General features: G+C 49.9%; 27 protein-coding genes. 10 read left to right on the top strand and 17 right to left on the bottom strand.

What is annotated here, in order from left to right; genetic code table 11:
* From GQE98_RS01905 to GQE98_RS01915, 3 genes are read left to right on the top strand one after another with little or no spacing between them, the layout of a single operon-like run.
* Positions 1-1,026, top strand: coding sequence for an ABC transporter permease (locus GQE98_RS01905; protein ID WP_161313857.1), 1,026 nt, complete (start codon positions 1-3; stop codon positions 1,024-1,026).
* A complete protein-coding gene (locus GQE98_RS01910; RefSeq protein ID WP_161313858.1) occupies positions 1,026-2,648 on the top strand; it encodes an ABC transporter ATP-binding protein in 1,623 nt (540 codons plus the stop codon). Before GQE98_RS01905 ends, GQE98_RS01910 begins: the two co-directional genes overlap by 1 nt.
* Positions 2,649-2,678: 30 nt before the next feature.
* Positions 2,679-3,608 (top strand): 2-hydroxyacid dehydrogenase, encoded by a 930-nt coding sequence (locus GQE98_RS01915; protein WP_161313859.1) that lies wholly within the window; start codon positions 2,679-2,681, stop codon positions 3,606-3,608.
* Between the two features lie 3 nt (positions 3,609-3,611).
* Here the strand turns inward: GQE98_RS01915 and GQE98_RS01920 are convergent, their stop codons facing one another.
* The 10 genes from GQE98_RS01920 to GQE98_RS01965 form a co-directional block, all read right to left on the bottom strand.
* The gene (locus GQE98_RS01920) at positions 3,612-4,994 is read right to left on the bottom strand and encodes a leucyl aminopeptidase family protein (RefSeq protein ID WP_202526030.1); all 1,383 of its coding nucleotides are present in this window, start codon (positions 4,992-4,994) and stop codon (positions 3,612-3,614) included.
* Between the two features lie 104 nt (positions 4,995-5,098).
* Positions 5,099-6,121, bottom strand: a complete 1,023-nt coding sequence (locus tag GQE98_RS01925; protein WP_343044156.1) for a TAXI family TRAP transporter solute-binding subunit — start codon at positions 6,119-6,121, stop codon at positions 5,099-5,101.
* 78 nt (positions 6,122-6,199) lie between these two features.
* On the bottom strand, positions 6,200-7,192 hold the full coding sequence (locus tag GQE98_RS01930) for a response regulator (RefSeq protein WP_161313860.1): 993 nt from the start codon (positions 7,190-7,192) through the stop codon (positions 6,200-6,202).
* The gene (locus GQE98_RS01935) at positions 7,192-7,593 is read right to left on the bottom strand and encodes a PilZ domain-containing protein (RefSeq protein ID WP_161313861.1); all 402 of its coding nucleotides are present in this window, start codon (positions 7,591-7,593) and stop codon (positions 7,192-7,194) included. Before GQE98_RS01935 ends, GQE98_RS01930 begins: the two co-directional genes overlap by 1 nt.
* A 112-nt stretch (positions 7,594-7,705) precedes the next feature.
* Positions 7,706-8,428: a hypothetical protein gene (locus tag GQE98_RS01940; RefSeq protein ID WP_161313862.1), complete on the bottom strand. Its 723-nt coding sequence runs from the start codon at positions 8,426-8,428 to the stop codon at positions 7,706-7,708.
* Entirely contained in the window at positions 8,412-8,942 is a 531-nt protein-coding gene (locus GQE98_RS01945; RefSeq protein WP_161313863.1) for a hypothetical protein, read from the bottom strand. Before GQE98_RS01945 ends, GQE98_RS01940 begins: the two co-directional genes overlap by 17 nt.
* A 133-nt stretch (positions 8,943-9,075) precedes the next feature.
* On the bottom strand, positions 9,076-9,252 hold the full coding sequence (locus tag GQE98_RS01950; RefSeq protein WP_214646480.1) for a hypothetical protein: 177 nt from the start codon (positions 9,250-9,252) through the stop codon (positions 9,076-9,078).
* Positions 9,253-9,599: 347 nt separating this feature from the next.
* A complete protein-coding gene (locus tag GQE98_RS01955) occupies positions 9,600-10,067 on the bottom strand; it encodes a MarR family winged helix-turn-helix transcriptional regulator (protein ID WP_161313865.1) in 468 nt (155 codons plus the stop codon).
* Between the two features lie 101 nt (positions 10,068-10,168).
* On the bottom strand, positions 10,169-10,594 hold the full coding sequence (locus tag GQE98_RS01960) for a GlcG/HbpS family heme-binding protein (RefSeq protein ID WP_161313866.1): 426 nt from the start codon (positions 10,592-10,594) through the stop codon (positions 10,169-10,171).
* Positions 10,595-10,644: 50 nt separating this feature from the next.
* Positions 10,645-12,822 (bottom strand): malate synthase G, encoded by a 2,178-nt coding sequence (locus GQE98_RS01965; protein ID WP_161313867.1) that lies wholly within the window; start codon positions 12,820-12,822, stop codon positions 10,645-10,647.
* Between the two features lie 145 nt (positions 12,823-12,967).
* Between GQE98_RS01965 and GQE98_RS01970 the strand changes: the two genes are divergently transcribed.
* Positions 12,968-13,771, top strand: coding sequence for an IclR family transcriptional regulator (locus GQE98_RS01970; RefSeq protein WP_161313868.1), 804 nt, complete (start codon positions 12,968-12,970; stop codon positions 13,769-13,771).
* A 12-nt stretch (positions 13,772-13,783) separates the two neighbouring features.
* Here GQE98_RS01970 and guaD read toward each other — a convergent pair whose 3' ends face one another.
* Complete coding sequence (gene guaD, locus GQE98_RS01975; protein WP_161313869.1) at positions 13,784-15,121, bottom strand: guanine deaminase; 1,338 nt, start codon at positions 15,119-15,121, stop codon at positions 13,784-13,786.
* Positions 15,118-15,597, bottom strand: a complete 480-nt coding sequence (locus GQE98_RS01980) for an Lrp/AsnC ligand binding domain-containing protein (RefSeq protein WP_161314766.1) — start codon at positions 15,595-15,597, stop codon at positions 15,118-15,120. Before GQE98_RS01980 ends, guaD begins: the two co-directional genes overlap by 4 nt.
* A 231-nt stretch (positions 15,598-15,828) precedes the next feature.
* Here GQE98_RS01980 and GQE98_RS01985 point away from each other — a divergent pair, with 231 nt between their 5' ends.
* Genes GQE98_RS01985 through GQE98_RS02000 form a run of 4 tightly spaced genes read left to right on the top strand, consistent with a single transcriptional unit; the run spans position 15,829 to position 19,871 of the window.
* Positions 15,829-17,076 (top strand): ABC transporter substrate-binding protein, encoded by a 1,248-nt coding sequence (locus GQE98_RS01985; RefSeq protein WP_161313870.1) that lies wholly within the window; start codon positions 15,829-15,831, stop codon positions 17,074-17,076.
* Between the two features lie 14 nt (positions 17,077-17,090).
* Complete coding sequence (locus GQE98_RS01990; protein ID WP_202526032.1) at positions 17,091-17,987, top strand: ABC transporter permease; 897 nt, start codon at positions 17,091-17,093, stop codon at positions 17,985-17,987.
* Positions 17,953-18,834, top strand: a complete 882-nt coding sequence (locus GQE98_RS01995) for an ABC transporter permease (protein WP_202526033.1) — start codon at positions 17,953-17,955, stop codon at positions 18,832-18,834. The genes GQE98_RS01990 and GQE98_RS01995 overlap by 35 nt, the downstream gene beginning before the upstream one ends.
* Positions 18,831-19,871, top strand: a complete 1,041-nt coding sequence (locus tag GQE98_RS02000; protein ID WP_161313871.1) for an ABC transporter ATP-binding protein — start codon at positions 18,831-18,833, stop codon at positions 19,869-19,871. The genes GQE98_RS01995 and GQE98_RS02000 overlap by 4 nt, the downstream gene beginning before the upstream one ends.
* On the opposite strand, the gene GQE98_RS02005 is transcribed toward GQE98_RS02000, so the two are convergent.
* Positions 19,868-20,743, bottom strand: a complete 876-nt coding sequence (locus GQE98_RS02005) for a helix-turn-helix domain-containing protein (protein ID WP_202526034.1) — start codon at positions 20,741-20,743, stop codon at positions 19,868-19,870. The two genes, GQE98_RS02000 and GQE98_RS02005, sit on opposite strands and share 4 nt — an antisense overlap.
* A gap of 139 nt (positions 20,744-20,882) precedes the next feature.
* Between GQE98_RS02005 and GQE98_RS02010 the strand changes: the two genes are divergently transcribed.
* The gene (locus GQE98_RS02010) at positions 20,883-21,776 is read left to right on the top strand and encodes a fatty acid desaturase (protein WP_161313873.1); all 894 of its coding nucleotides are present in this window, start codon (positions 20,883-20,885) and stop codon (positions 21,774-21,776) included.
* A 21-nt stretch (positions 21,777-21,797) separates the two neighbouring features.
* Positions 21,798-22,592: a phosphate/phosphite/phosphonate ABC transporter substrate-binding protein gene (locus tag GQE98_RS02015; RefSeq protein WP_161313874.1), complete on the top strand. Its 795-nt coding sequence runs from the start codon at positions 21,798-21,800 to the stop codon at positions 22,590-22,592.
* Between the two features lie 68 nt (positions 22,593-22,660).
* On the opposite strand, the gene GQE98_RS02020 is transcribed toward GQE98_RS02015, so the two are convergent.
* The 4 genes from GQE98_RS02020 to GQE98_RS02035 all read right to left on the bottom strand — a co-directional run bounded on the left by GQE98_RS02020 (position 22,661) and on the right by GQE98_RS02035 (position 25,805).
* Positions 22,661-23,764 (bottom strand): branched-chain amino acid ABC transporter substrate-binding protein, encoded by a 1,104-nt coding sequence (locus GQE98_RS02020; RefSeq protein WP_161313875.1) that lies wholly within the window; start codon positions 23,762-23,764, stop codon positions 22,661-22,663.
* A 105-nt stretch (positions 23,765-23,869) separates the two neighbouring features.
* The gene (locus GQE98_RS02025; RefSeq protein ID WP_202526035.1) at positions 23,870-24,223 is read right to left on the bottom strand and encodes a DUF6867 family protein; all 354 of its coding nucleotides are present in this window, start codon (positions 24,221-24,223) and stop codon (positions 23,870-23,872) included.
* Complete coding sequence (locus GQE98_RS02030; protein ID WP_161313876.1) at positions 24,223-24,951, bottom strand: ABC transporter ATP-binding protein; 729 nt, start codon at positions 24,949-24,951, stop codon at positions 24,223-24,225. Before GQE98_RS02030 ends, GQE98_RS02025 begins: the two co-directional genes overlap by 1 nt.
* Positions 24,951-25,805: an ABC transporter ATP-binding protein gene (locus GQE98_RS02035; RefSeq protein WP_161313877.1), complete on the bottom strand. Its 855-nt coding sequence runs from the start codon at positions 25,803-25,805 to the stop codon at positions 24,951-24,953. Before GQE98_RS02035 ends, GQE98_RS02030 begins: the two co-directional genes overlap by 1 nt.
* Between the last annotated feature and the right edge of the window lies 1 nt (position 25,806).

The following is a 25,806-nucleotide window of genomic DNA, read 5'->3' on the forward strand; positions in this document are numbered from 1 at the left end:
ATGGCTCTCTCCGCAATTAATCAGCGCCGCCTGAATAACTTCAAGGCCAACAAGCGCGGCTACTGGTCGATGATCTTATTCGTACTGCTATTCGTAGTTTCCCTTTTCGCCGAATTGATTGCGAACGACAAGCCGCTTGTCGTTTCCTATCAGGATCAATTGTATTTTCCTTTCCTCGTTGCCTATCCAGAAACAGCCTTTGGTGGCGATTTTGAGACCGAGGCGGACTATAGAGACCCCTTCGTTGCCGATCTTATCAATGAGCATGGCTGGCAGATCTGGCCGATAATCCGTTACAGCTATTCGACAATCAATTATGACCTGACATCGCCTGCGCCATCCCCACCGGATCAGGAAAACTGGCTTGGAACAGATGATCAGGGTCGGGACATACTGGCAAGAGTGATCTACGGCTACCGTATTTCAGTTTCCTTTGGTTTGATCCTGACTATTTTCTCCTCGATTATCGGTGTCGCCGCGGGGGCGGTACAGGGATATTTCGGTGGGTGGGTCGACCTTATCTTCCAGCGGTTTCTGGAAATTTGGGGCGGCATGCCAAGTCTCTATATCCTGATCATCTTGGCGGCCATGATTGAGCCGAGTTTCCTGATCCTGCTTGCTCTGTTGCTTCTTTTCAGCTGGCCCAGTCTTGTCGGTGTTGTACGCGCCGAGTTCCTGCGGTCACGTAACTTCGATTATGTCCGTGCGGCGCGCGCCCTTGGCGTGCGCGATGGTGTTATAATGTTCAAGCATCTTCTGCCAAACTCGATGGTCTCCGCACTCACTTTCCTACCCTTTATCCTGACGGGCTCAATCGTCAGCCTGACATCGCTCGATTTTCTGGGGCTCGGCCTGCCGCCGGGGTCCCCCTCCCTCGGTGAACTACTGGCCCAGGGCAAAGCCAATCTACAGGCTCCCTGGCTCGGCATTACGGCATTCCTGACCCTGTCAATCATGTTGACCCTCGCCTTCTTTATGCAGGAAGGCATTCGCGATGCCTTCGATCCAAGAAAGACGTTTCAGTAATGGCGCTTGTTGAAATTAATGATCTATGGGTCACTTTTAAATCTGACGGCAAGGATGTTCCTGCCGTAAAAGGCGTGTCCTTTAATATCGAAAAAGGCGAAACCCTCGCGCTTGTCGGTGAAAGCGGTTCCGGCAAATCTGTGACCGCGCTCAGCATTCTGCAACTCCTTCCCTATCCGCTGGCAAAGCACCCACAAGGCTCCATCAAAATTAACGGTATGGAGGTTGTCGGGCGGCCACAAAAGGAAATGCGAAATTACCGGGGGAACCATGTCTCCATGATCTTTCAGGAGCCAATGACCTCGCTCAACCCGCTCCATACTATCGAGAAGCAGATTAACGAGACCCTTCTCGTCCATAAGGGGATGAACCAGAAGGAAGCCGCCGAGCGCGTCCGCGAACTACTGGAGATGGTCGGTCTGGACGCAGTGGACGAACGGCTCAATGCCTACCCTCATCAGCTTTCGGGGGGCCAGCGCCAACGCGTGATGATTGCCATGGCACTCGCCAATGAACCGGACTTGCTGATTGCCGACGAGCCGACGACTGCCCTCGACGTGACAATTCAGGCGCAAATCCTTGAGCTTTTGATGGACCTTCAAAAACGTCTCGGCATGGCGATTTTATTGATCACCCATGACCTCGGCATCGTCCGGAAAATGGCGAAAGATGTCTGCGTCATGACTCATGGTGAAGTTGTCGAAGCGAACACCGCGAAGGAATTATTCTACCGACCGCGCCATGAATATACGCAGATGTTGCTTGAGGCGGAGCCCAGGGGCCTTCCCCTTCGAAAGAATGATGCTCTGCCAGTTGTCATGGCCTGCAAGAACCTCAAAGTCTATTTCCCGATCAAGAAAGGGTTGTTAAAACGCACAGTCGATTATGTCCGGGCGGTTGATGATGTTTCCATCAGTGTAAAGCAGGGCCATACGGTTGGAATCGTCGGCGAGAGTGGCTCTGGAAAGTCTACACTGGGCCTTGCCATGCTGCGTCTTATTTCCTCAGAAGGGGACGTTGAGTTCAACGGAAAATCCATCCACACATCCAGCTGGAAGGAACTGCGTCCTTTACGGGCGGAAATGCAGATTGTTTTCCAGGATCCCTACTCCAGCCTCAGCCCACGTCTATCTGTTGGACAGATTATTGAGGAAGGCGTCATTGTCCACGAAGGACATGGCAACCGTCTTGAACGCCGAGACAGAATTTCTGAGGTTTTGAAAGAAGTCGGAATCTCGCCGGATGCACAAGATCGCTACCCCCATGAATTTTCAGGGGGACAGCGCCAGCGCATCGCTATCGCCCGCGCACTTATTCTAAAGCCAAAATTTATCGTCCTCGACGAACCGACATCGGCATTGGATATGTCCGTACAGGCACAGATTGTCGATCTATTGCGGAATCTACAAAACCGCCATAACCTGACATATCTGTTCATCAGTCATGACCTGAAAGTTGTGCGCGCGATAGCTGATAGCGTCCTTGTCATGCGTAACGGTAAAATTGTTGAACAGGGTCCGGCTGCACAAATCTTTGACAATCCTGAAACAGACTATACAAAGGCATTGATGAAGGCGGCATTCGATCTGGAAACTGCCGCTGTTGGCATTGTTAGTAATTAAGGTATCTGTCAAAAGATATCGGAGAAAAAAATGGCACTTTTGTTTAAAAGTAATATTGATCGTGCAGACTGGTGGCGGCGTGAACTGGGTAAGTATATCCCAGATCTAGAGGTTCGAATCTGGCCAGAAATTGGTAATCCGGACGAGATTAAATACGCACTTTGCTGGAAAATGCCCCATGGGGAGCTGGCAAAACTTAAAAATCTAAAAGCCGTATATTCACTTGGAGCCGGGGTTGACCATCTGCTTGCTGATCCGGATTTTCCGCGTCATTTGCCTTTTTCTCGCGTCGTCGATCCTAACCTGACCGGCCGGATGACTGAGTATGTTGTGCAACATGTCCTGAATCATCACCGCTTCTGTCACGCCTATGACGCTCAGCAGCGTGAACATGTCTGGAAAGAGCATTTTGCGCCATTCGCCAGTGATCGAAAAGTCGGCATACTCGGGATGGGAGAACTCGGCGGCGGTGCAGCAGAAGCGCTTAGCTTCCTGAAATTTGATGTCGCGGGTTGGAGTCGGTCGGAAAAGAAAATTGCCGGGGTAGAGAGTTTCTTTGGTGACGATCAACTCGATGCCTTTCTTGCCCGCACAGAAATTCTGGTCTGCCTGCTTCCCCTGACCCCACAGACCAAAGACATCCTGAATGCCGACCTGTTTGCCAAACTGCCAAAAGGTGCCGGCATAATCAATGCTGGTCGCGGCCCTCATCTATTGGAGGAAGACCTAATCCCGGCACTGGAGAGCGGGCAACTTTCTGCGGCAACTCTTGATGTCTTTCATGTAGAGCCCATGGCGGAAGATCATCCTTTCTGGGATCATCCAAAAATCCGTATCACGCCCCACGTTGCAAGCATTTCCGATCCGGAGAGCGTCGCAAAACTGGTCGCTGAAAATATCATTCGCACGGAAAAGGGCGAAGAACTGCGCCATGCGGTGGATGTTACGAAAGGGTACTAGGCCCTAGCGGCCGTAACGCTCCTGTATCAATGCAAAGAGCGCGCGCATGACAAAGGCTTCCCCGCCGACAGGTCGGCCGGGGCGGCTTCGCGCGTTGTAGGCCATAATGTCGAAATGGACCCAGCTATTGGCCTTTTCGACAAACTCTTTCAGGAATAGCCCCGCGGTAATCGCGCCGCCAAACCCACTTCCTGAAGGTGCATTATTCAGGTCAGCAAACTTACTATCCAGCAGATGTCGATAATCGCTCCATAATGGCAAACGCCAGACCGGATCTTTTTCCAACTCGCTATGATTTGCGATATCTGAGAAAAGCGCATCGTCATCAGTGAACGTCGCCGCGATTTCCGTTCCAACCGCAACACGTGCCGCGCCCGTCAGGGTCGCGATATCGATAAGAAGATCAGGGGATTCCTCATCAGCGGCGGCGAGTGCGTCTGCAAGGATTAATCTTCCTTCCGCATCTGTATTTCCGATTTCAACGGTTTTACCCTTCCTGCTGGTCAGGATATCCCCGGGTCGGAACGCATTGCCAGAGATTGAATTTTCAACCGCCGGAATCAGGACGCGCAAACGAACCGGCAGGTTAGCATCCATAATCATATGCGCAAGGCCAAGCACCGTTGCCGCCCCGCCCATGTCCTTTTTCATCATCAACATGCCGGCCGCTGATTTGATATCAAGCCCCCCCGTATCGAAACACACGCCCTTACCGACCAGGGTTACTTTCGGTGCATCCTTATCGCCCCAACTGATATCTATGAGGCGCGGGGCATCCGCCGCAGCGCGGCCAACCGCATGAACCATGGGGAAATGATAGGTGAGAAGATCCTCACCGACGATATTGCCCTGCTGAGCCTCGAACTCACCGGCAACCTGTGATGCCGCCGCCTCAAGCGCAGTAGGGCCCAGATCACCTGCCGGAAGGTTGACAAGATCGCGAACCAGCGTAACAGCCTTGACCGTGCGGGCAACCATCTCTTGATCCGCCCCATCAGGCAGCATTAACGTCGCGTAGTTTTTTTCATCCTTTTTATAGCGGTCAAAGGAATATGTGCCGAGTGACCAGCCTGTCGCGACATCCGTCCCTTCTTTCTTTGATAATTCGGTACTCACCGCATAGTTACCCATTGGAAGCGACGAGGGTAATGCCGCAAGCGACCAAATATCCCATTCACCCTCTTTTATATAAAGGACTGCCTCAATATCACCCGAAGTCGTCGGCAATAGCAGAAATTTTCCGCCATTCGGCTCAAAGTCTTGCGACCGGATCCAATTCTTATGAAGGTCTGACTGTGCTGCAAGCCAAGCGTTAAACTCGCTTTTCTCGACAATAATAATAGGTGTGGGATCGGTTTTTGAGGTTGCGACAACAAATGGGATCACGGTGTTCTCCTAAGCTTTTTCCAAGCTTACCAAAGCCATAGTCGGGCGACAACAGCTATCAGGTAACGTTGTGGAAAGAACTTATTAAAGACCCATTCATTATCCTAGTCGGCAAGAATACCTATTTCCCGGTAATAGCGTTCCGCACCGGGATGCAGTGGTGTTGAAACGCCCTTGAGTGCCGTATCCAGATGTATCAACAATCCCTTCACGTGGCTACGATCGAGCAAATGACGGTTCCGTGAATGCCATAGAGCCTTGGTAATTTTATAGACAAGGTCTTCTGCCACATTCTCATTAACAATCCATTGTGTACTGACCGCAAGAGTAGGCACCGTATCAAGCCCCCGATAGGTCCCTGAAGGAATTTTTGACACGGAATAATAGCCATGGGCAGCGACAAATTTTTCCGCGATTTTGCCGCTGATTGGCAATAGCTCTATTTTTCCAACGTCCGCAAGCTCTGACACGGCGGAAACAGGATATCCGGCAACAAGGAAAAAGGCATCCAGTTTATCTGCTTTCATCAGACTGACAGACTTATCCGGATTGGCAGTTATCGCATCAACATCCTTCACCGAAAGGCCATAGGCTCTTAATATTTCTTTGGCATTTTCGCGCGTTCCCGATCCGGGAACATCAATTGATACCCGCTTTCCTTTTAGGCCTTTGATACTCTGAATGCCAGCTCCACGACGGACGACCAGGTGAACATCCTCAGGGTATAGATTGGCTATAACTCGAAGAGAGGTAATGGGATTTTTCTTCCCGTAAACTCCTGTACCGTTATAGGCCGCAGCGACCATATCCGACTGGGCCAATGCCGTATCAAAATACCCTTTAACTATACCGTTAATATTATCAATGGAACCATGTGTCGTCTGCGCAGTGGCAATCAGGTCTGGCACCCCACAAGAACCGCCTGCCTCGCATGCACGGCTTCCCGGCGGATTGGAGATGACAGACGCGAGCAACGTGCCAATGGGGTAATAGGTACCAGCAGTCGACCCAGTTCCAATCCGCAGAAAAGTTATGTTTTGGGCATAGGCACTCCCAATATGGAATGCGGCCAGTGTCAGACAGAATAATATCAGGGTAAAGCGGTTTGCGGATTTTAAGATAAAAATGGCCCTGTCCTCCTAATATTCCAATACCACTAACTTACTTATAATAATAGGGGGGTTTCTGATGGAACAAAGCAGGTTTCATCCAAATGTTTGTCTAAATTTTTCTTTTACTTGCAAGGAGGTAGGTTTTCCCGCTTTTTGGGCATCGATCACACGTGCAGATATATCCCTGATGTCAAAAGCAAGCCCTGCTGTTTGATGAAGATCGGCACAACCTTTTTGGATTGCATAAGGAATTTGCGATAACAATTCGCGATCCTTGTCCTTAAGTGGTGATTTCGCCTTAGCTATTGATTTCAGAAGATCATCCAACGCCTGGCAAAGAGAGACCACATGTGAGTGTTCGGTTCCTTCCACAAACCCGACCAGCGCCTTATTCCTCTGCTGCATAACATCCACAACATCCTGACGATCGCCATAGCTGTCGGATGAACCCGAAAGCAGAATGACTGCGGACGATAGACGCACCAACTGTTCGGTGTAGATCGATATTTTTCGCTCTTTCATGGCTTTCACAGCCCAGCGAACGGCCTCGGGAGTTGCTGCAAGTTCTGGTCGGTTTTCGACTTTCGCCTGCAAGGAATTCGGGACAATCATCGTCGGAACAGATGTCATCCCTCTCAGTACCTTGCGCCGATCAGGTCCAAAATAATCCGCTGTTACAATAAAGGGCTTCCGTGCTCCGACCAGTCGCTGAAGCCGCGTGAGCATCTGAGTGCGGGACATTGGCCGCGTTATCAGGTCATCCGCTCCCGCGTTTATTACTTCACCGACTACGTCCGGCGCAGTATTCCAAAGAAACAGAATGACATTAACAAAGGGGTCCGGACCAATAGTATGGCTACGAATATCCCGGATGATGTGGTGAATGCTCGCGCCGGGCGACGCCATCTCCGCCAGTATGAGATCAAATTTACCATTTTTTGTAAGTTCTATGAATTCATGAGGGTCAGAGCAGGCAACAACGGCACCGAAGCCGAGATTTAGAAGGGCGCTTCTTGTGTTCTGACGCATCGACGGCTCGGAATCATAGAGAAGTGCCGAAGCTGACTTAAACCGCAGATCCGTCATCAGGAAAGGGGGTTTTCGAAGCCGGGAATCAATTCCTGCAGTTTTCTCAGGATCTTTTCTGGGTCTTCGGAAAACTGCAAGCCAATCTTATTGCCACGCCGCCAGACAAGGTCACAGCGAATAGCTCCCAGTTGTGCCGTCTGCAAGAGCAGATTGTTCTTCTCAAAGAAAAGGCCGTCGACATCTATCCGTGCGCCGTTTGCCGATATATCCTTGATAATTCCGCTGACTTCACGCTCTTCTTCATGAAGACAAGCATGGCCCCGTTCCGCACGGATTGTTGCTGGCCATTTAACATCGGCACGACGAAATTTCCGATCAGCCGCAGTGCCATTCTTTTTATGGTCACTCTCTACCTCAAGAGCTCTCAGCATTTTTTTGATATCTTTAGCAATGATCATCTAAGTCTCTGTATGCTGTCAGCTGAATCCCAGGTTGGAATTATCCTGTTCACGGACCATGATCCACTTAATCAATAAATTGTTAATAATTTACAAATTAAAAGATAGAATCTTACCAATCGCTGCACATGGCCTGTGTTGCCGCGTATGACTCTTGCGTATCAATTACGTCGTTCGCCTGCATTCTCACCACATTAAACTCTTCAAGCATTGGATCCAGCTCGAGCAGCAACCGGTTTGCAATAGACCGCCCTGCTCTCTTCGGGTTCTTTGTATGATATGGTTGAATGCCCGCCGCCCGTTCCTTCAACTCACGCTTAATTTTCGGAACATATTCCGCTATTAGCTGCTCATTGATACGGACATGTTTAAGTTCATGGTCAAGGATAGCCTTATAGGCGCAAGTCCCTTTGTGATATTTACGATCGATGTAAATGTCTGTTTTCCGTACACCAAAGCTCAAGGTGACACGGTCTAGACGAAGACAGTACTCTCCAGGCGCTATGAGCTTGTACTTGGTTGCCGCACCGAGCTTGGGTGAAATGATAGAGGAAGTGAGGCCCAAAAGGCTGGCATGGCGTGTGGATTTAGCATAACCACTTTTCTTCGCCACTCGCTCAATCTGGTCTGATGACTTTCCGTGTTCAAGAGCCGGTTTGGCATTTACGATTTCGATAGTCACGGCAGGCTCTTGCCAGGTGGCCAGGCACTCCTTATCCGTCGACGCCTGAACTACACCGCTCCAGGCAAATACCACGGGAATGAATGCGAATAGCGCGCGCAAACACTTACGGTAGATAGCCCGATCCAAATTAGCCTTAATCAAACATTTCATTGATTTTTTCCTGATCGAGTAATTTCTCGTATACTATTTCTTCCCCAGAGCGTGAGTGCGATTTTGAACCACTTGATTGACCGTTGATGATCGATCTCGCATGGTCAATCAATTTACGTATAACGAGGCATTGATTATCTGCCTCCGCCTTAGTTTTGCCCCTGTCCATTTCATGGATTGAACTGAGATTGCCCTGCAATGCCTGAATCTCCTGATCCAGCAGTAGGGTTATATTCTCCAGCGGTTCCTTATACTCCGACGGAGAATAGTGATAGGCCTCCATCGCGAGTTCCCGATCCGCGATATTACTTTTACGGAAATGTTCTGCATAAGAAATAGGTGACCAATTTATAAAGTCATCCAGCACTTCCGGAACATCAACAACCAGTTCGGCAAGCATCAATGCCTCGTTAAAGTGATTGAGGTAGTCGGTCGCTAACAGCGTGACGTCATTAACGTTCGTATTTCTGGCTCGGTTGCGATACGCCGCCAAAGCACTCGTTTCAATACTCATGTCAGCCGTGTTTAACCTTATCCGTCAACCAACAGCGTTGAATTAAAAGACAAGCTTACCTGTATTTTAATTAAGGAAGTGTTTGCGGCTGAAAAAGGGCAGTTTTTCGGGCGTTCCTAAAAGGAATATGGCTTCACTCAAGGAAGGCCGCATTCTCTGTCGACATATCTTCACGTTCGCTGCGCGGTAATTCATGGAAAAATAGCGTGGCAGAGAGAAGCAGGGTTAATAAAAAGACAGCGGAAGAGAGCACCCATTTAGAGTAACAACTCTTGACGGAAAGCGCCTTGGTTAGGTCACTGAACATCATCCCCATGTCATCCCCTTTTATCATTGTAGTTCGGATGAACACCTGGTTCGTCCTGTCGATCGGAAAAGTATACGGAAGAGGTGCAGGCAAAACTAGCGCTTTGGTTGCTAATAATTTACTTTATACACTTTTAAGGAAATATACTATTAGGTGTATAATTTTCCTACAATACGACCACAAGATATAGTTGGTGTTTTATCTTAGCAACCCAAGGCGAAGCGGAGGCGGAATTCATTTACCCCGCCACCGCCGATAGTGATTAGCGAATCGCCATCATTGCATCAGATGAAATTTATAGCCCGAAACCAGTAAAAAGCCCATTTGGACTCGTTACCTTTGATTTAGGTTTACAGGATGTCGTGATATCTTTTGAGCAGCTCGATCAGCCGTCGGTGATCTTCCGCTCCGAGGCCAGCGATAACCTTAGCCTCAATCTCCCTCACTTTTTCTTCCAACATTGCCAGTTCCCGTTCCCCTTTTTTTGTCAGACGAACAGCATAGGCCCGTTTATCCCCTTTAACCGGCGCGCGTAAAATCAATCCCTCTTTCTCGAAATTATTGAGAATAGGAACAAGAGAGGAGCGGTCCAGACCGGCTGCCTCTGCAATTGCGCTCTGGGTATGTCCGGGATTCTCGTTGATAATAGCCATAACGGAATACTGCCCGGCCATCAGCTTTTTACCAGCAGCAGTCGCAAACGTGCTCTGTGCCCGCAGGACGGCTTTGCGAACATGAAAGCCTGCAACAGATTCTAGCGCTGTCATCTGCATCCCGCTGGCGCTTTTTTTACCGCCTTCGATCTTATCATCCACCATTGTGCTTTATCAGGCCTCTGTGATCCCATTTCAACAAACGGTTAATCGCCAGTTTAATTGTTATAGCCACAGAAAGCTATGCAGAACAAGTGCGAGAGAAGTTACTCCAAGGTGCTATAAAAATGTGCAATCCCCGCTTCCGCGCACTCCATATCCTGTGCCGGGGTCCCTGAACTAAGACCGATACCACCAACAACCTCTCCATTTACGCTGACCGGTAGCCCCCCACCAACTGAGGAAATACGCCCCCCTACTTCGGTGTGAATACCGAATGCCAGATTGCCCGGTACGTTTACAGCGTTGTAATCATGAGTAGCCTTGCGCGCGGCCGCCGCCGTATAGGCCTTGTCGGCGGAAATGGTAATACTCGTGACTTTTCCGCCATCCATGCGTTCAAAGGCAATAAGATTCCCGCTTTCATCAACAATGGAAATACACATTGGTACACCAATTTCCCGCGCCTTTTCACGCGCGCCACGAATGAGAATAAGTGCGTCCGCATGAGACAACCGGTTTACTGTGAGCATAAAGCCCTCCATATAAAATAGCGTTTAATTCATCTAAAATAGCAAAAAGGTTAGCCCGCTTTGGCTTCAAGGCGGCGTGCATGGAGGATGGGCTCTGTGTAACCGCTTGGTTGTGCCCGCCCTTTAAGTACAAGATCGCAGGCCGCCTTGAACGCGACCGAGCTATCGAAATTTCCGGCCATCGGCATATAGGCTGAATCACCGGCGTTCTGCTCATCCACAATTGCAGCCATGCGCTTCATCGTTTCCATCACCTGATCTTCCGTGCAAATCCCGTGATGAAGCCAGTTAGCGATATGCTGGCTGGAGATGCGCAATGTCGCCCTATCCTCCATCAGCCCTACATTATTAATGTCCGGCACCTTGGAACAGCCAACGCCCTGATCGATCCAGCGCACCACATAGCCAAGTATCCCTTGGGCATTATTGTCCAGTTCCGCCTGAACTTCTTTTTCCGATAAGTTCACACCTTTCAGCAAAGGGGGCGTCAGGATGCTATCCAGGCTTGCCCGGCCACGTGACGCGATCTCCTTTTGGCGGCCTTTAACGGACACCTCGTGATAATGCATCGCATGGAGTGTTGCTGCGGTTGGTGAGGGAACCCAGGCACAATTGGCCCCCGCCATCGGATGACCGATCTTTGCATCCATCATCTTGGCCATTTCATCGGGCATCGCCCACATGCCCTTACCAATCTGGGCATGCCCGGGAAGACCGGTTTCCAGGCCTATATCCACGTTCCAGTCCTCATAGGCGGCAATCCATGGTTCACCCTTCGCATCATCTTTGCGCATGAACGCACCCGCTTCCATACTTGTGTGTATTTCATCACCCGTCCGATCGAGGAAACCTGTATTGATAAAGAAAATCCGCTCCGATACAGCTCGGATGCACTCCTTCAGGTTAACCGTGGTCCGTCGCTCCTCATCCATGACCCCTACTTTCAATGAATTGCGGGGAAGATTAAAGCCATCCTCTACTGCAGCAAAAAGATCGTTTGTAAAGGCTACTTCCTCCGGTCCATGCATTTTCGGTTTCACGATATAAAGGCTGCCAGCACGACTGTTGGAATAACGACTTAACTTTTTCAGATCATGCAGTGCTCCCGCAGTGGTCAACACTGCATCGAGAATGCCTTCGGGTATTTCATTTCCGTCAGGATCGAGTACTGCATTTATCGTCATTAGGTGGCCCACATTCCGGACAAGCAACAAACTGCGGCCGTGAAGTGTCATTTCAGAACCGATCGGATCAAGATATGTCCGGTCCGGGTTCAGTGTCCGGACCACTGTCTTTCCGGCTTTTTCAAAACGATCCTCAAGATCGCCCTTCATCAGACCAAGCCAGTTTCGATAGACCAAGGCCTTGTCCGCCGCGTCAACAGCGGCAACCGAATCTTCGCAGTCCTGAATGGTGGAAAGTGCCGACTCCATCAAAATGTCTTTCACACCCGCGGGATGGTCTTTCCCGACCGGATGCGCGGGATCAATCTGGATATCCAGGTGCAGGCCGTTCTTTTTTAGAAGGATGGAAGTTGGCGCCTTGTCCCCAAGGTAACCAACAAACTGTGCGGGATCGGCTAAAGACGTCAGTGAACCATCAGCAAGCTCTACTCCCAGCAGCTTGCCGCCATCGTCATCTTTCAACTGATAGGCCTTTGCATCCTTGTGACTGCCCTTGGCAAGCGGCGCCGCGCGATCAAGAACTCCAAATCCATATTCAATAACTTTACGTCCCCGCTTTGGATTATAACTACTTCCTTTTTCGCAGCCATCCGACTCGGGCAGAATATCGGTACCATAGAGAGCATCATAAAGGCTTCCCCAACGTGCGTTAGCTGCATTGAGGGCGTAGCGGGCATTCATGACCGGTACGACGAGTTGCGGCCCGGCAACATCTGAAATCTCAGGGTCGACATTGGCTGTGGTGACATTGAATGCAGGTCCTTCGGGCACCAGATAGCCAATTTCTTCAAGAAAGGCCTTGTAGGTAACAGCATCATGTGGCTTGCCTTTGGCAGCGAGATGCCAAGCGTCAATCTTGGCCTGCAACTCCTCACGCTTTAACAATAGCTGCTTGTTCCGCGGACCAAAATTGGCGACAAGATCGGCGAGAAGATTCCAGACCGTATCCGCTGTCACGTTCAGACCTGGCAGAATTTCCTTTTCCACCAACTCTACAATCTCCGTTGCAACCTGTAGCCCGGCTTTAGTCTCTCGCATCGTCATCAGCTTACTTTCTTTGTTTAGTCAAAAGCGATTTTGACAATCCTGGAAGAACCCGATTGTCGGCTAAATATTCACCTGACATTGACAGGTCGGGCAAAGAGAATAAACTAAAATGGAATTAATTTCGCATTATGGAAAAATTAGAATGGCGAAGACGAAACCAGCCAACACAGCTTCTACCCGGACGGGTCAGGTACAATCCCTGACGCGGGCCCTGTCTATTCTAAATGTGATTGCAAAGAATCCGCCGGGCCTGTCCCTCACCGCAATCGCCAAATCCCTGTCACTCGCCCCGTCGACGACTCATCGCCTGCTGACGACCCTGCAGGAGGAACGCTATGTGCAATATGATCGGGACGCGAGCCGGTGGCAGATTGCCATGCAGGCTTTTGTTACGGGGAATGGCTTTCTGGTCTCACGCGATCTTTCTACAGTTGCCCGCCCGTATATGCGCCGGTTGATGGAGTTAAGCGGCGAAACGGTGAATCTTGCGATTGCAGATGGCGACAAGGCGATCTACCTCGCCCAGGTTGAAAGTCGCGAAATGATGCGGGTCTTTTCCAAACCGGGAAATAGCGTTCCGATGCACTGCTCCGGTGTCGGAAAAGCAATTTTGATGACGATGGACGGGCCGGATGTGGCGCGGATTATTGAGAATCAGAGCCTGACAAAAGTTACAGATAAAACCATAACGGATCCCGAAATTCTGTATGACGAACTTGCAAAGTCTCGTATCCGCGGTTTTGCAATTGACGATGAAGAGCACGCCGTTGGCCTTCGCTGCGCCGCAGCAATCATCCATGACGAACACGCTGAACCATTGGCCGGCCTTTCCATCTCCGGGCCCGCCGCTCGAATATCAAAAGATCGACTGATCGAGCTTGGCAGGATTACAGTGGAAATTGCGACCGAAGTTACAGCCGCCCTTGGCGGTCGCCTGCCCGCCTAGAAATCGACTGCGCTAAAGACCATAGAACTGTTCTTCTCCTGTCTCACGGTCACGATTATACACACATTCGCCGGCAATATAGGTCGCCTGCACGGCCCGGTCATCGCCTAATGTTATCAAGGCAAACAACGTCTCTTCCAGATTCTCGGCATAGTTAAGCCGATAGGCAAGAAGTGGTGTTGCCTTCAAATCCAAAATCGTAATATCGGCTTCATATCCTGGCTCGATACTTCCTATACGATCTTCCAGGTAGAGGGCCGTCGCCGCACCACGGGTGGTAAGATAAAAAGCCTTGTAGGCATCCAGCGCAAAACCGTTCAACTGGGCAATCTTGTACGCCTCGTTCATACTGACGAGTTGAGAAAAGTTTGTCCCGCCACCAAGATCAGTAGCGAGGCCGGTGAGTATAGAGGTGGAGCCGGTCATCGCTCTTTCAAGCTTGAACAAACCGCTCCCTAAAAAGAGATTTGACGTCGGACAATGGGCAATCGCAGTTCCTGTCTCTGAAAAAATGCGAAAATCCTCTTCCGTAAAATGAACGCCATGACCGTAGATTGCTCGAGGGCCGAGTTGCCCATAATGATCATAGACATCGACATAGCTTTTTTGGGTTGGGTAAAGCTTCCGCACCCATTCAATTTCCGCTTTATTCTCTGATATATGCGATTGCAGATATGTGCCCGGATGCTCCTTCCAGACAGCGCCCGTCATTTCCATCTGCTCTTCCGTACTTGTCGGTGCGAAGCGCGGCGTAACCGCATAGAGCGCCCGCCCCGCGCCATGCCACTTCTCGATCAGGCTTTTTGTCTGGTCATATCCGCTCTGAGCGGTATCCGTAAGGGCAGACGGCGCATGTCGATCCATCAGTACCTTGCCTGCAATATTGCGCATATTTATCTTTGCTGATTGCTCAAAAAAGGCATCAACGGATTGCGGGTGAACAGTACAGAAAACAGTAGCTGTCGTTGTGCCCGCGCGCAGAATTTCCCTCAGGAAGACATCTGATGCCGCCCGCGCATACTCTTTATCGGCAAACTTCTGCTCAGCAACAAAGGTGTAATTATTCAACCAGTCAATCAGCTGCATGCCAAACGCGCCGATTATTTCAGTTTGCGGATAATGGACATGGCAATCAATGAAGCCAGGAAAGATCAAGGCATCCTCATATCGCGTTACGGACACTTTTTCATCAAGAGTAGGCAATAAATCGTTGGCAGGTCCAATCGCGGTGATATGCCCCTCATCCATGACGATAAGCCCATCCTCCTCATACTGAAGGCAATCTTTAATTGGCTTCGTAAAAGGATTATCCCTATAGGATAGATAGCGACCCCGAATTGCCTTTTTCATTTCATCCGTTTTCCTGGTAGCGCCGGTAACGATAGGGTAACTTCATCCTTGACCACTTCCATCACCACATAGGTATGGGTCTGCATCACATGTGGTAATTGCGAAATAGCTGTTCCCAGTAATTCCCGATATGCTGCGATATCACGCGTACGGATTTTCAGAAGGTAATCAAAGCCCCCTGCCATCATCATACAGGACTGAATTTCCGGAACACGCTGGACGGCAGCATTGAATTCTTCCAGTTCCGCCGCAGTCGTTCTTGAAAGCTGGACCTGCACCATAACCACATGACCGGCAGACACGGCCTCTGGTTCGAGGGCAGCAAAATATCCCTTGATGACTCCCGATTTTTCAAGACGTTTCACCCGTTCGGCACAGGGGGTTTTGGTCAAGTTCACGCGGCGGGAAAGCTCAACCATGGAAATACGGCTATTTGCCTGAATTTCACGCAAAATTCGATAATCTGTTCTGTCCAATGGCTGCGACACCATGATAAAAACCTATCGTATAGCCTAAACACAACAACCTACTGTACGCCAAACCACAACTTATCGCCTAACAATTTTCTGGCATTCATTTTACCTGGCTGCGGCGCCTGATCTCGAAAAATTGTAGTAACTTGACGAGTATTTGGCGGACGGACCCAATGCTTTTGGTTAGGATAGCCGCCGAAAAGCCCTGACTTACAAATAACGGAACCGGAGAATATGTCACGCTATCAGTCAACCGAGCTCACTATTTGGTCACGCCTCTTTCTATTGGCGACGTTCTTTGCGGTTCTCCTTCCCCTTTCTGCCCACTCCACAGAAAGGGCCAACTATAAAAACTGGGATGAAGTTATCGCTGCGGCGAAAGGTGGCACTGTCAACTGGTTCATGTGGGGCGGTGCGGACAATATCAATCAGTATGTATCCGAATATATCGGCGGAGCACTGAAACAGCGCTATGATATCACCTTAAAGCGCATCGGTATTAACGATACAGCAGAGGCAGTTAATGCCGTCCTTGGTGAAAAGCAAGCGGGGGTCAACGATGATGGTTCTGTCGACCTAATCTGGATTAACGGCGGCAATTTCCGCACGATGAAACAGGGTAACTTGCTCTTTTGCGGCTATCATGACCTGCTCCCCAACAATCAATTGGTTAATTGGCAGGATCAGTCCATCGCCAATGACTTTGGCCTTGCGGTAGACGAATGCGAAGTGCCGTGGAACCGGGCTCAGTTCGCGTTTGCTTACGATAGCGCCCGCACGAAGAACCCGCCAGAGAGTATTCCAGCATTAATAGAGTGGGCTCAGAAAAACCCGGGTGAATTCACCTATCCGGCGGCGACGGACTTTAATGGTAGCGTTTTTATACGCCATGTCTTTTATCATGCCGCCGGTGGCCCTAGCTCGCTTCTCGGCGATTTTGATCAACAGAAATTTGATGCTATTGCGCCGAAAGCCTGGGCAATCCTGAATGATATGAAACCCTATCTCTGGCGTGAGGGGAAAACATATCCCAACTCCATCGCCAATCTCGCCCAGCTTTTCGCCAATCGTGAGGTCGCGCTATACTTTGATTATGATCCGGCGATTTTCGGCATCAATGTGGAGAACGGGATCTTTCCTGAGACGACCCGATCCTTTGTCCTTGAGGATGGGACTATAGGCAACACCAACTATGTCGCTATTCCCTATAATTCACCAAATAAGGCCGCAGCGATGGTCACAGCTAATTTCCTTTTGTCCTTCGATGCCCAGTTTGAAAAAGCAAAAACCAATGTCTGGGGCGCCGCACCAGCCATCGACATTGATCGTCTAACGGAAGATCAACGCAATCTCTTCGCCAAGTTACCCCGTCACCCCTCTGTCATCGCCCCGTCAGTGCTATCTGCCAAAGCACTGCCTGAATTACATCCAGATTGGATCAGTGCCATCGAAAAAGGCTGGCAGTATAATGTCGCTAAATGACATGACAATCCTGATTGGCCACCTCATCTTTCGATCAAACAGAAGGGCATTCCTTGCTTGAACGCTGGAAAATTGTGCTGCTCCTGTCACCCGCGTTGGTCATTATCGCCGGACTGTTTCTGGGCGGGCTTATTCTTGGCCTGATTGGCAGCCTGGGATACATGCCACTCCTTGGCCGGGAAGAGTTTAACCTGAACGCCTATCGTAATATTCTTGCCTCTGAAAGGTTTTACCTCTCCTTTCTGTTGACCTTTTATATTGCGTTCACATCCACTGTGATCGCCTCGCTCCTTGCAATCGGCGCGGCATTGATCCTGCGTCGGAGCTTTATCGGCCGATCTGTTATCAATTTTCTCTTCCAGATAAATCTGACCGTGCCCCATTTAGTGGGTGCAGTGGGAATCCTCTATCTTTTTTCCCAGTCGGGATTTTTTGCTCGCTTGGCGTATGAGTTTGAGATTATTACAAAGCCGTCTGAATTTCCGGCACTGATTTATGATCCGCTTGCTATTGGGATTATCCTGCAATATGTCTGGAAGGAAGTGCCCTTTATCGGGTTGATCTTACTCGCCAATATGCAAACTATCGGCCGTGACTATGAGGCTGCGGCGCGCGTCCTGGGCGCAAGTCGCTGGCAATGTTTTCGTCATGTCCTCCTGCCATTACTATTCCCCGGTCTTCTTGCTGCAGCCATGATCGTTTTTGCCTTTACTTTCGGGGCTTACGAGATCCCGGCACTGCTTGGGCAGAACTACCCCTCCGCGCTGCCGGTTTTGGCTTATCAGGCTTTTACCGACGTGGATTTAAATGCCCGGCCCGAAGCGCTCGCTATGGGAATGATCATAGCGCTCTTAAGTGTAATCATGATATTCGGCTATGCGCATCTTGCCCGCCGTTATGTGCGATCTTGAAAAGGAACTGGAAGTGAAACGGCAAAGGATAGAATCCGGCGAAGGATTGTCTTGGCTGACATGGTTTTCGCTTATCTTGCTGATAAGCTGGCTTATCCTTCCCCTGATACCACTTGCCGTCTGGTCCATAAGCCGAAGCTGGTTTTTCCCGGATATCACCCCATCCGCATACAGTTTGAGGGCCTGGTCTTACGTATTTTCGAACACATCCGAGGTTCTTCCCGCGCTTGGCGTAACGACCTTGATTGCCTTTTGCGCCACCATAGTTTCCGCAGTTATTGGCGTACCCGCAGGCCGAGCGCTCGGGCTCTATCAGTTCCGGGGAAAAGCTGCGATAGAGCTGTTGATTCTGGCGCCCACGATTGTGCCAGGGATTGCCGTCGCTCTTGGGCTTCATGTCGTCTTCCTGAATATCGGGCTTGCTGGTTCCTATCTTGGCGTCCTGATTGTTCATCTCATCCCGACCTTACCTTATATGGTGCTGGTCATGGCCGGAGTCTTTGCCAATTATAACCCTAATACAGAGGCGCAAGCCCGCAGTCTGGGCGCCAGCGCTATACAGACTTTTTACTATGTGACCCTACCCGCCATTCTGCCGGGATTATTGATCGGGTCGCTCTTCACTTTTCTGGTCTCCTGGAGCCAGTATATCCTGACGCTCCTGATTGGAGGGGGGCGTGTTGTGACGCTTCCGCTTTTGCTATTTAACTTTGCAAGTGCCGGACGAAACGACATCACCGGGGCGATCAGTATGATCTATATCCTGCCGGGAGTGGTTCTCCTCCTCCTTGGAGCGCGCCACCTTACGGGACGGAACAGTGCGGCAGAAAGTTTACGGCAAATATGACCAACGTTAGTATCGAAAATCTGGTTAAGCTCTATCCGGGACGATCTGTCCCTGCGGTGAAGGATGTCTCCTTGCTCATCGAAACCGGATCACTCACAGCGCTTCTGGGTCCTTCAGCTTGCGGCAAATCCACCATTTTAAAAATGATCGCCGGCCTCCTCGCCCCAACCTCTGGCGATATTCGATTTGGTGACCATTCCATACTGCGATTACCGCCGGAAAAGCGGGATGCTGTTATGGTATTTCAGGATCATCTTCTCTTCCCATATATGACAGTGGCGGAAAATATTGGCTTTGGTCTGAAAATGCGCCGCCGACCGAAAGCAGAAATATCTCATGCGGTAGGCACAATGCTGGAGCTTGTAAAGCTCGACGGCATGGCTACACGCAAGCCAAACCAGCTATCCGGCGGACAGCAACAGCGTATCGCCCTCGCGCGGGCCCTGATACTCCGACCAAAAATACTGCTGCTGGACGAACCTTTTTCCAGTCTTGATGCGAATCTGCGGCTTGAAATGCAGCAGCTTCTTAAATCACTTCATCAGGAAATGGGAATGACCATGTTGTTTGTCACCCATGACCAGGAAGAAGCTGTCGCATTGTCCAGTAAAATTGCCCTTATTCTAGATGGGACACTTCGTCAGTACGCCGATGCCGCCACTCTCTATGGCCAACCTGAGGATTTGGATGTCGCAAAATTTTTCGGCGCAAAGAACTTCATTCCAGGTATCAGTAGCTCAGGCCATTTCGAATGTGCTTTGGGCCGCCTTACCCTTCCAGTTACGGCTAATTCTAACGGTTCGATGCTAACCTTTCGCCCGGAGAATGTCGTTATTGGAGTTACGGATAGCGCTGAAAACAGCTTTCACGCCACAATAGAATCAAAGAAATTTCTTGGAAACCAAACACAGCTCAGATTATCTAAAGGAGGCACCACGTTCGACGCATCGCTACCGCCACTAATCGCGGCGCCTCTTCTAGAAGGATCAACAGTGTCTGTCCATCTTCCGCGCCAATCGCTTTGGGCCTTGCCTTAACGTAACGCTTTCAGGTATTCCGTGATCATTTGAGACGCCTTGTCCGGCCCGACTTCCGCCATCCGGATAAGTCCGTCGAAATGTGCCGTCAGCGCGCGGATATGCTCGACGGAGTTCACCAGAAGATACATGTTTCCAATATAAATGGCGGCGCGAAGCGGGCCGAAGAGCGTGTAGGCGGCGGAGTAGATCTTCCGCGCATCAAACAGAAACAGCCGAAAGGTAGGATAAAGCTCCTCAGTCAGGCGGATCATATTGTTCACCTGGTCACGCCGGATGGAAACAGGCACCTGGCGCCAGATCCCCTCTCCTTTTGCAAGTTGTTCAATCACCTGTTGCGGCATACATACTTCCATATCCGTTTCAGGGCGCCGACTATAGTTTAGCTGATCATGCATTCGTCGTTCTTTTGCTTCACGCTCTATGGTCGAAAAATCGCCAAACTCATAGGCGCCAATATCCTCTGTCCTCAGGAGATCCGGCAATGTGCTGGGCACATAGCGAATTTTATACCCCATGGCTTCCTGATGCCATTTCGCCAACTTCACACTGGCAGACGCCTCTGTGACCCGCTCAATTTCAATCATGGGAACGGCTTCGCTTGTACTCTCGTCATTTGCGATCAAACCCATCAGCCAGTCGATGGAGACGCCGTAAGTGCGTGAAATGGCGCAAAGGGTTTCGGCGCGTGGTAAGCGTGTAGAGCCTGGCGCGAGAAACTGGCTGAGGGCGGAACGGTCGATGCCAACACTGCTTGCAAACTGGCTCAGGTTAAATCCCTTGCGCGCCAGAAGGAGCGCCATGCGATCCCTGAAAATCTCGGCCATATCCCGTTTATCGACATTCTCACTGTCAAAATGTTGTGTATTCACATCATATTCCATATTAAGTAACAGCTTACAACTTAAGTTTTATATTAGCATATAAATTAGCGAAGTCTCGCATTGTATATTCCCTTGCTTAAAGATCATACTTCGACCTTCTAGATATAGTTGAAGGAGATGGTACGAATTGTTGTTGCGTGAACGGCAGGAGATTAAAACTCTGGCACTGATTATATCATGCTATGGAATTTGGGGACTCGTTCTGTTTGGCCCGGTATCCTTACCGGTTTGGCTGATGGCCCTGCTCCTTATTCCCACAATTACTTTTCATTCTTCGCTTCAACATGAGTGCATTCATGGGCATCCGTTTATTGACAGGCGCCTCAATGACCTGATCGTTTCGCCGCCGATTGGATTATTCCTGCCTTATCCACGTTTTAAGGAATTACATTTGACCCATCATCTGCGGGCACGGATCACCAATCCAACAGAGGATCCAGAGAGTTGGTACATTACAAGGCGGGAATGGGCAAACTTCAGCCGTTTCCAGAAACTAATGCGGAATGCAAACAATATTCTGGTTGGTCGCATGATTATTGGTCCAGCGCTGAGTATAATTAGCCTTATTTATGCGGATTTTCAGAAAATCAGAAAGAGCAATTGGCAACTTCTCGGCGTTTGGACTATGCATCTTGTGCTGGCTTTCACACTCCTTGTGATTATTGAGAATTTCAGCAATATTTCAATTGTGGGCTATTTGATTGCGACCTATTTCAGTATGTCGCTTTTGATGATCCGCACGTTCCTTGAACATCAGGCCCACCCAGACCGGCGTGCTCGTTCTGTCCTGATCGATGATAAAGGACTGTTGCGTTTTTTGTTCCTGAACAATAACCTGCATGCGGTTCATCACGCGTTTCCCTCCGTCGCATGGTATCGATTGCCGGGTTTGTTCAGACTTCACCGGGACCGGCTTATCGAAATGAACAAAGGTTATTTTTATAAGAATTATACTGAGGTTTTCCGCGCATATGGCTTTGTTCAAAAAGAACCGGTGGTTTACCCTCTCGATCCTGTTTAAGTCTTAGTTTTGACCCCTTCCATGCCTGCGCCCATTGCACTTCTTCCCATGTATGATTGGCCGGAAATCCGTGATGCAACGGATGCCTATTGGTCCGCCCTTCATGATAGCCTCAGCGATGCAGGCTTTTCGCCGCCGACACAACTGACCCGGACAGAGGATCCTTTGCCGTTCTGGCAGCATCCTAACCTCCTCCTCGGCCAAACCTGCGGACTGCCATATGTAGAAAAACTGGCAGTGGATGTTTCACTAGTTGGCACGCCAGCCTATGATATCGATTGTGGAGCTGGCTGCTATTTCAGCGTGATTGTTGTCCATAAAGACAGTGGCATCGAAGAACTTACCGACCTAGATTCGGCAATCTTCGGATATAATGACCCCCTTTCGCAATCCGGTGTTGCTGCTTTTTTCTCTCATTTGGCATCAGAAGGAATATCCCTGAATAAAATCCGTCAATATAAACAGGTGATGAGTCACCGCAACGCCATCACGGAATTGGCAGAACGGCACATAGATCTTGCCTCTATTGATGCGATAACGTGGGAACATGCAAAGCGTTTTGTGTCCGCGACGGATAAACTAACGGTCATTGCACGAACCGATCCGACACCTGGGCTTCCCTTGATAACAGCGCAGCGGCCGGAAAAGGAAGTTGATCGCATTCATCATGCGGTAGTCGAGGCCATCGCTTCCCTGTCGTCCGACCTGCAGGATACGCTTCTTCTGTCTGGTCTTGCCGCAACAGAAGAAACTGATTATCAACTGATTAAACGCCGATATGAAAATATTCGTTTCGACCTAAAGAATCTCCTGTAGAACGTTCCCAACAAAAAACCCCGGAAGCCGCAACTTCCGGGGTATTTTTTTTACGGTACTAAACGGATTTACTTATAGGCGTATTTGCCATCTTTCCATTCATACCAGACATAGCCCGGCAGGGTCACGTCACCCTTGTCATCGAAAGATAGGGAGCCAAGAACCGTATCAAATGTGCCTGAATTGAGGGAATCCATGACAGGTTCAAGTTCTACTGATTTTGCTGCCCTAGCGGCATCCGCCCAAGCCTGAATGGCTGCGTAGGTATAAAGGACATAACCTTCGGGATCTATACCCTTAGCTTGAAAGACTTTTACAACATCAGCCGCCTTTGGATTTAAGCGAGGATCAGGACTGAAAGTAAAAAGCGTTCCTTCGCCAGCATCTCCCGTAATCGACCAATATTCCGCAGACACCATTGCATCACCTGAGACGAGCTGTGTGCTCATGCCCTGATCGCGCATCTGGCGAACGATCAATCCTGCTTCAGTATGGTAACCACCAATATAGGCGATATCTATACCTTCCTGCTTCATTTTTGAAACAAGAGCAGTGTAGTCTTTTTCACCAGCGGTGTAGGCCTCATACATAGTTGCCTCGCCTCCGGCTGCTTCCAATGAGGCTTTGGCCTCATCTGCAAGGCCTTTACCATAGGCGGTTTTATCATGCAGAATAGCAACTTTCTTGCCAGCTTTGGTTTGATCTGCAAGATAAGCACCTGCAACCTTGCCCTGCTGGTCATCGCGACCGCAAACGCGATATACGTTCGGGCCGCCTTCATCGGTCAGCTTCGGGGCGGTGGAAGCTGGGGAAATCTGAATGATCCCTTCTTCCTCATAAACGGCAGAAGCCGGAATGGAAGAACCGGAACAGAAATGACCCGCCATGAGAACAACGCCTTTTGAAGCCATCTGGTTGGCAACAGCCACAGCCTGTTTTGGATCGCAGGCATCGTCGCCAATCTCAAGCTTCAGCATTTCACCGTTCACACCACCGGCAGCGTTGATGTCAGCAACAGCCTGTTCCGCGCCCGCCTTCATCTGCTGGCCAAAACTGGCATACTGACCGGTCATCGGACCCGCCGTCGCAATTGTGATATCTGCCCAGGCAGCGCCTGAACTGACCATCAAGCCCATCGACATAGCCGATACGGCAAGTAACATTTTTTTCATCTTCAAACTCCCTGTTGATAGAATGCAAACTCGTAAGTCACGCTGCTTTTTCAAAATTATATCAAACTTTTAAACAAATATAAAAGGGAATTCGACGGGCTGAATTCAACCTCCGGCGTTCTTCTTTTCACGCCAGGAAAAAAGTCCTGCCCGTCCATAAAGCCAGCGATATTGTGTCACCATTTGCCGCACACGCCGTAATCGGTAACCCAATAGAGAAATGCCGATCAGCACCAACGCGTCAACGACATAATAGTGAATGGATAGCAGTGTCCCCTCGAATAGTGCAAAGTGAAAAAATCTCACAGCAAGCCCGAGCAACAGCATAAAGAGAATCAGTTGCGGAATTGGGCGCCAGTTAGTCGCAAGTGACCTGCCCGCAAGATATCCCGCGCCACCGCCAATTATGACTGTAACGAACAGGAAAGTCGTGAAACTGTTTTCCCACAGAATTCCCATCAGTGCGCCCCCCCTTCCAGATATGCCGCTCGGACTTCCTCACTTGCCAGCAGCTCCTTGCCAGTACCACTTAAGGTTACAGTGCCATTGACCATGACATACCCACGATTTGCAAGCTTGAGAGCATGATACGCATTTTGCTCAACGAGAAAGACAGTCAGGCCATCTTGTTCATTGAGCATCTTGATCGCTTCAAAAATCTGCTTCACAACAAGCGGTGCCAGACCAAGCGACGGTTCATCCAACAGAAGTAGTCGAGGTCGGGCCATGAGGGCCCGGGCAATTGCCAGCATCTGCTGTTCGCCACCCGACAGGGTGCCACCGCGTTGATCTTTACGCTCCTTCAGTCTCGGGAACAGTTCGAATGCATGGGCCAAATCCTTGTCGAAATACGCCGGATCGGAAGTGGTTGCCCCCATTATCAGGTTTTCATAAACCGTCATACGGGGGAAAATCCGCCGCCCCTCCGGCGACAGGGCGATATTCATCCGGGTGATTTCATGGGTCGGTAGATTGGTAATGTCCTGTCCGTCAAAAATGATTTGGCCGGCAGCCGCCCGCGGGTTACCACAAATAGTCATCATCAGGGTGGATTTCCCCGCACCATTCGCACCAATGAGGGTGACGATTTCACCGGAATTCACCTCCATGGTGACACCTTTCAGGGCTTGGATTTTCCCATAAAAGGTTTCAACATCCTTTACTTCCAGAAGAGGCTGTTCGCTCATTAGGACGCTCCCTCCTCAATCTCATGCTCGACTTCTTCAACCTCTTCATCTGCTACCCCGAGATAGGCAGCAATAACACTTGGATCGTTGCGGATTTCTTCCGGTGTGCCGTCGGCAATTTTCTTGCCATAATCGAGTACAATAATATGATCGGAAATACCCATCACCACATTCATATCATGCTCAATCAGCAGAACACCGGTATCCCGTTCTTTACGAATAAAAAGCAACAGCTTGTTCAGCTCTTCAGATTCACGCGGGTTCAGGCCGGCAGCTGGCTCATCAAGACACAGCAACTTCGGTTTCGTACACATGGAGCGGGCGATTTCGAGTTTCCGCTGATCTCCATACGGAAGGTCCCCCGCTGCATCATCAGCACGTTTGGTAAGGCCTGCTTGCTCCATCCAGTATTTTGCAAGCTCCACCGCTTCTTTTTCGGCCTTTTTATATCCACTCAACCCGAATATACCGCCGAAAGTATAATTCGATGCGACCATGAGCGTATTGTGCTGTCCCACCATCAGATTTTCGAGAACGGTCATGCCCCCGAACAGGCGGATATTCTGGAAAGTTCGCGCAACTTTGGCAATTTTCGGAATCTTAAAATCATCCATACGTTCAAGAAGGAAAGTCTCACCTGTCTCATGACGGGCTGTTATCCTGCCCTCTGTCGGCTTGTAAAAGCCAGTGATACAGTTAAAAACCGTCGTTTTCCCGGCTCCATTTGGACCAATCAGCGCGGTAATATCCCTCCTGCCAACATCAAAAGACAACTCGTCCACGGCAAGCAATCCGCCAAAACGCATATTCAGATGTTCAACGCTCAGAACCGGATCATCAACAATATGTGCCATG

The sequence above is a fragment of the Sneathiella litorea genome (genome assembly GCF_009882915.1).
GTDB lineage: Bacteria > Pseudomonadota > Alphaproteobacteria > Sneathiellales > Sneathiellaceae > Sneathiella > Sneathiella litorea.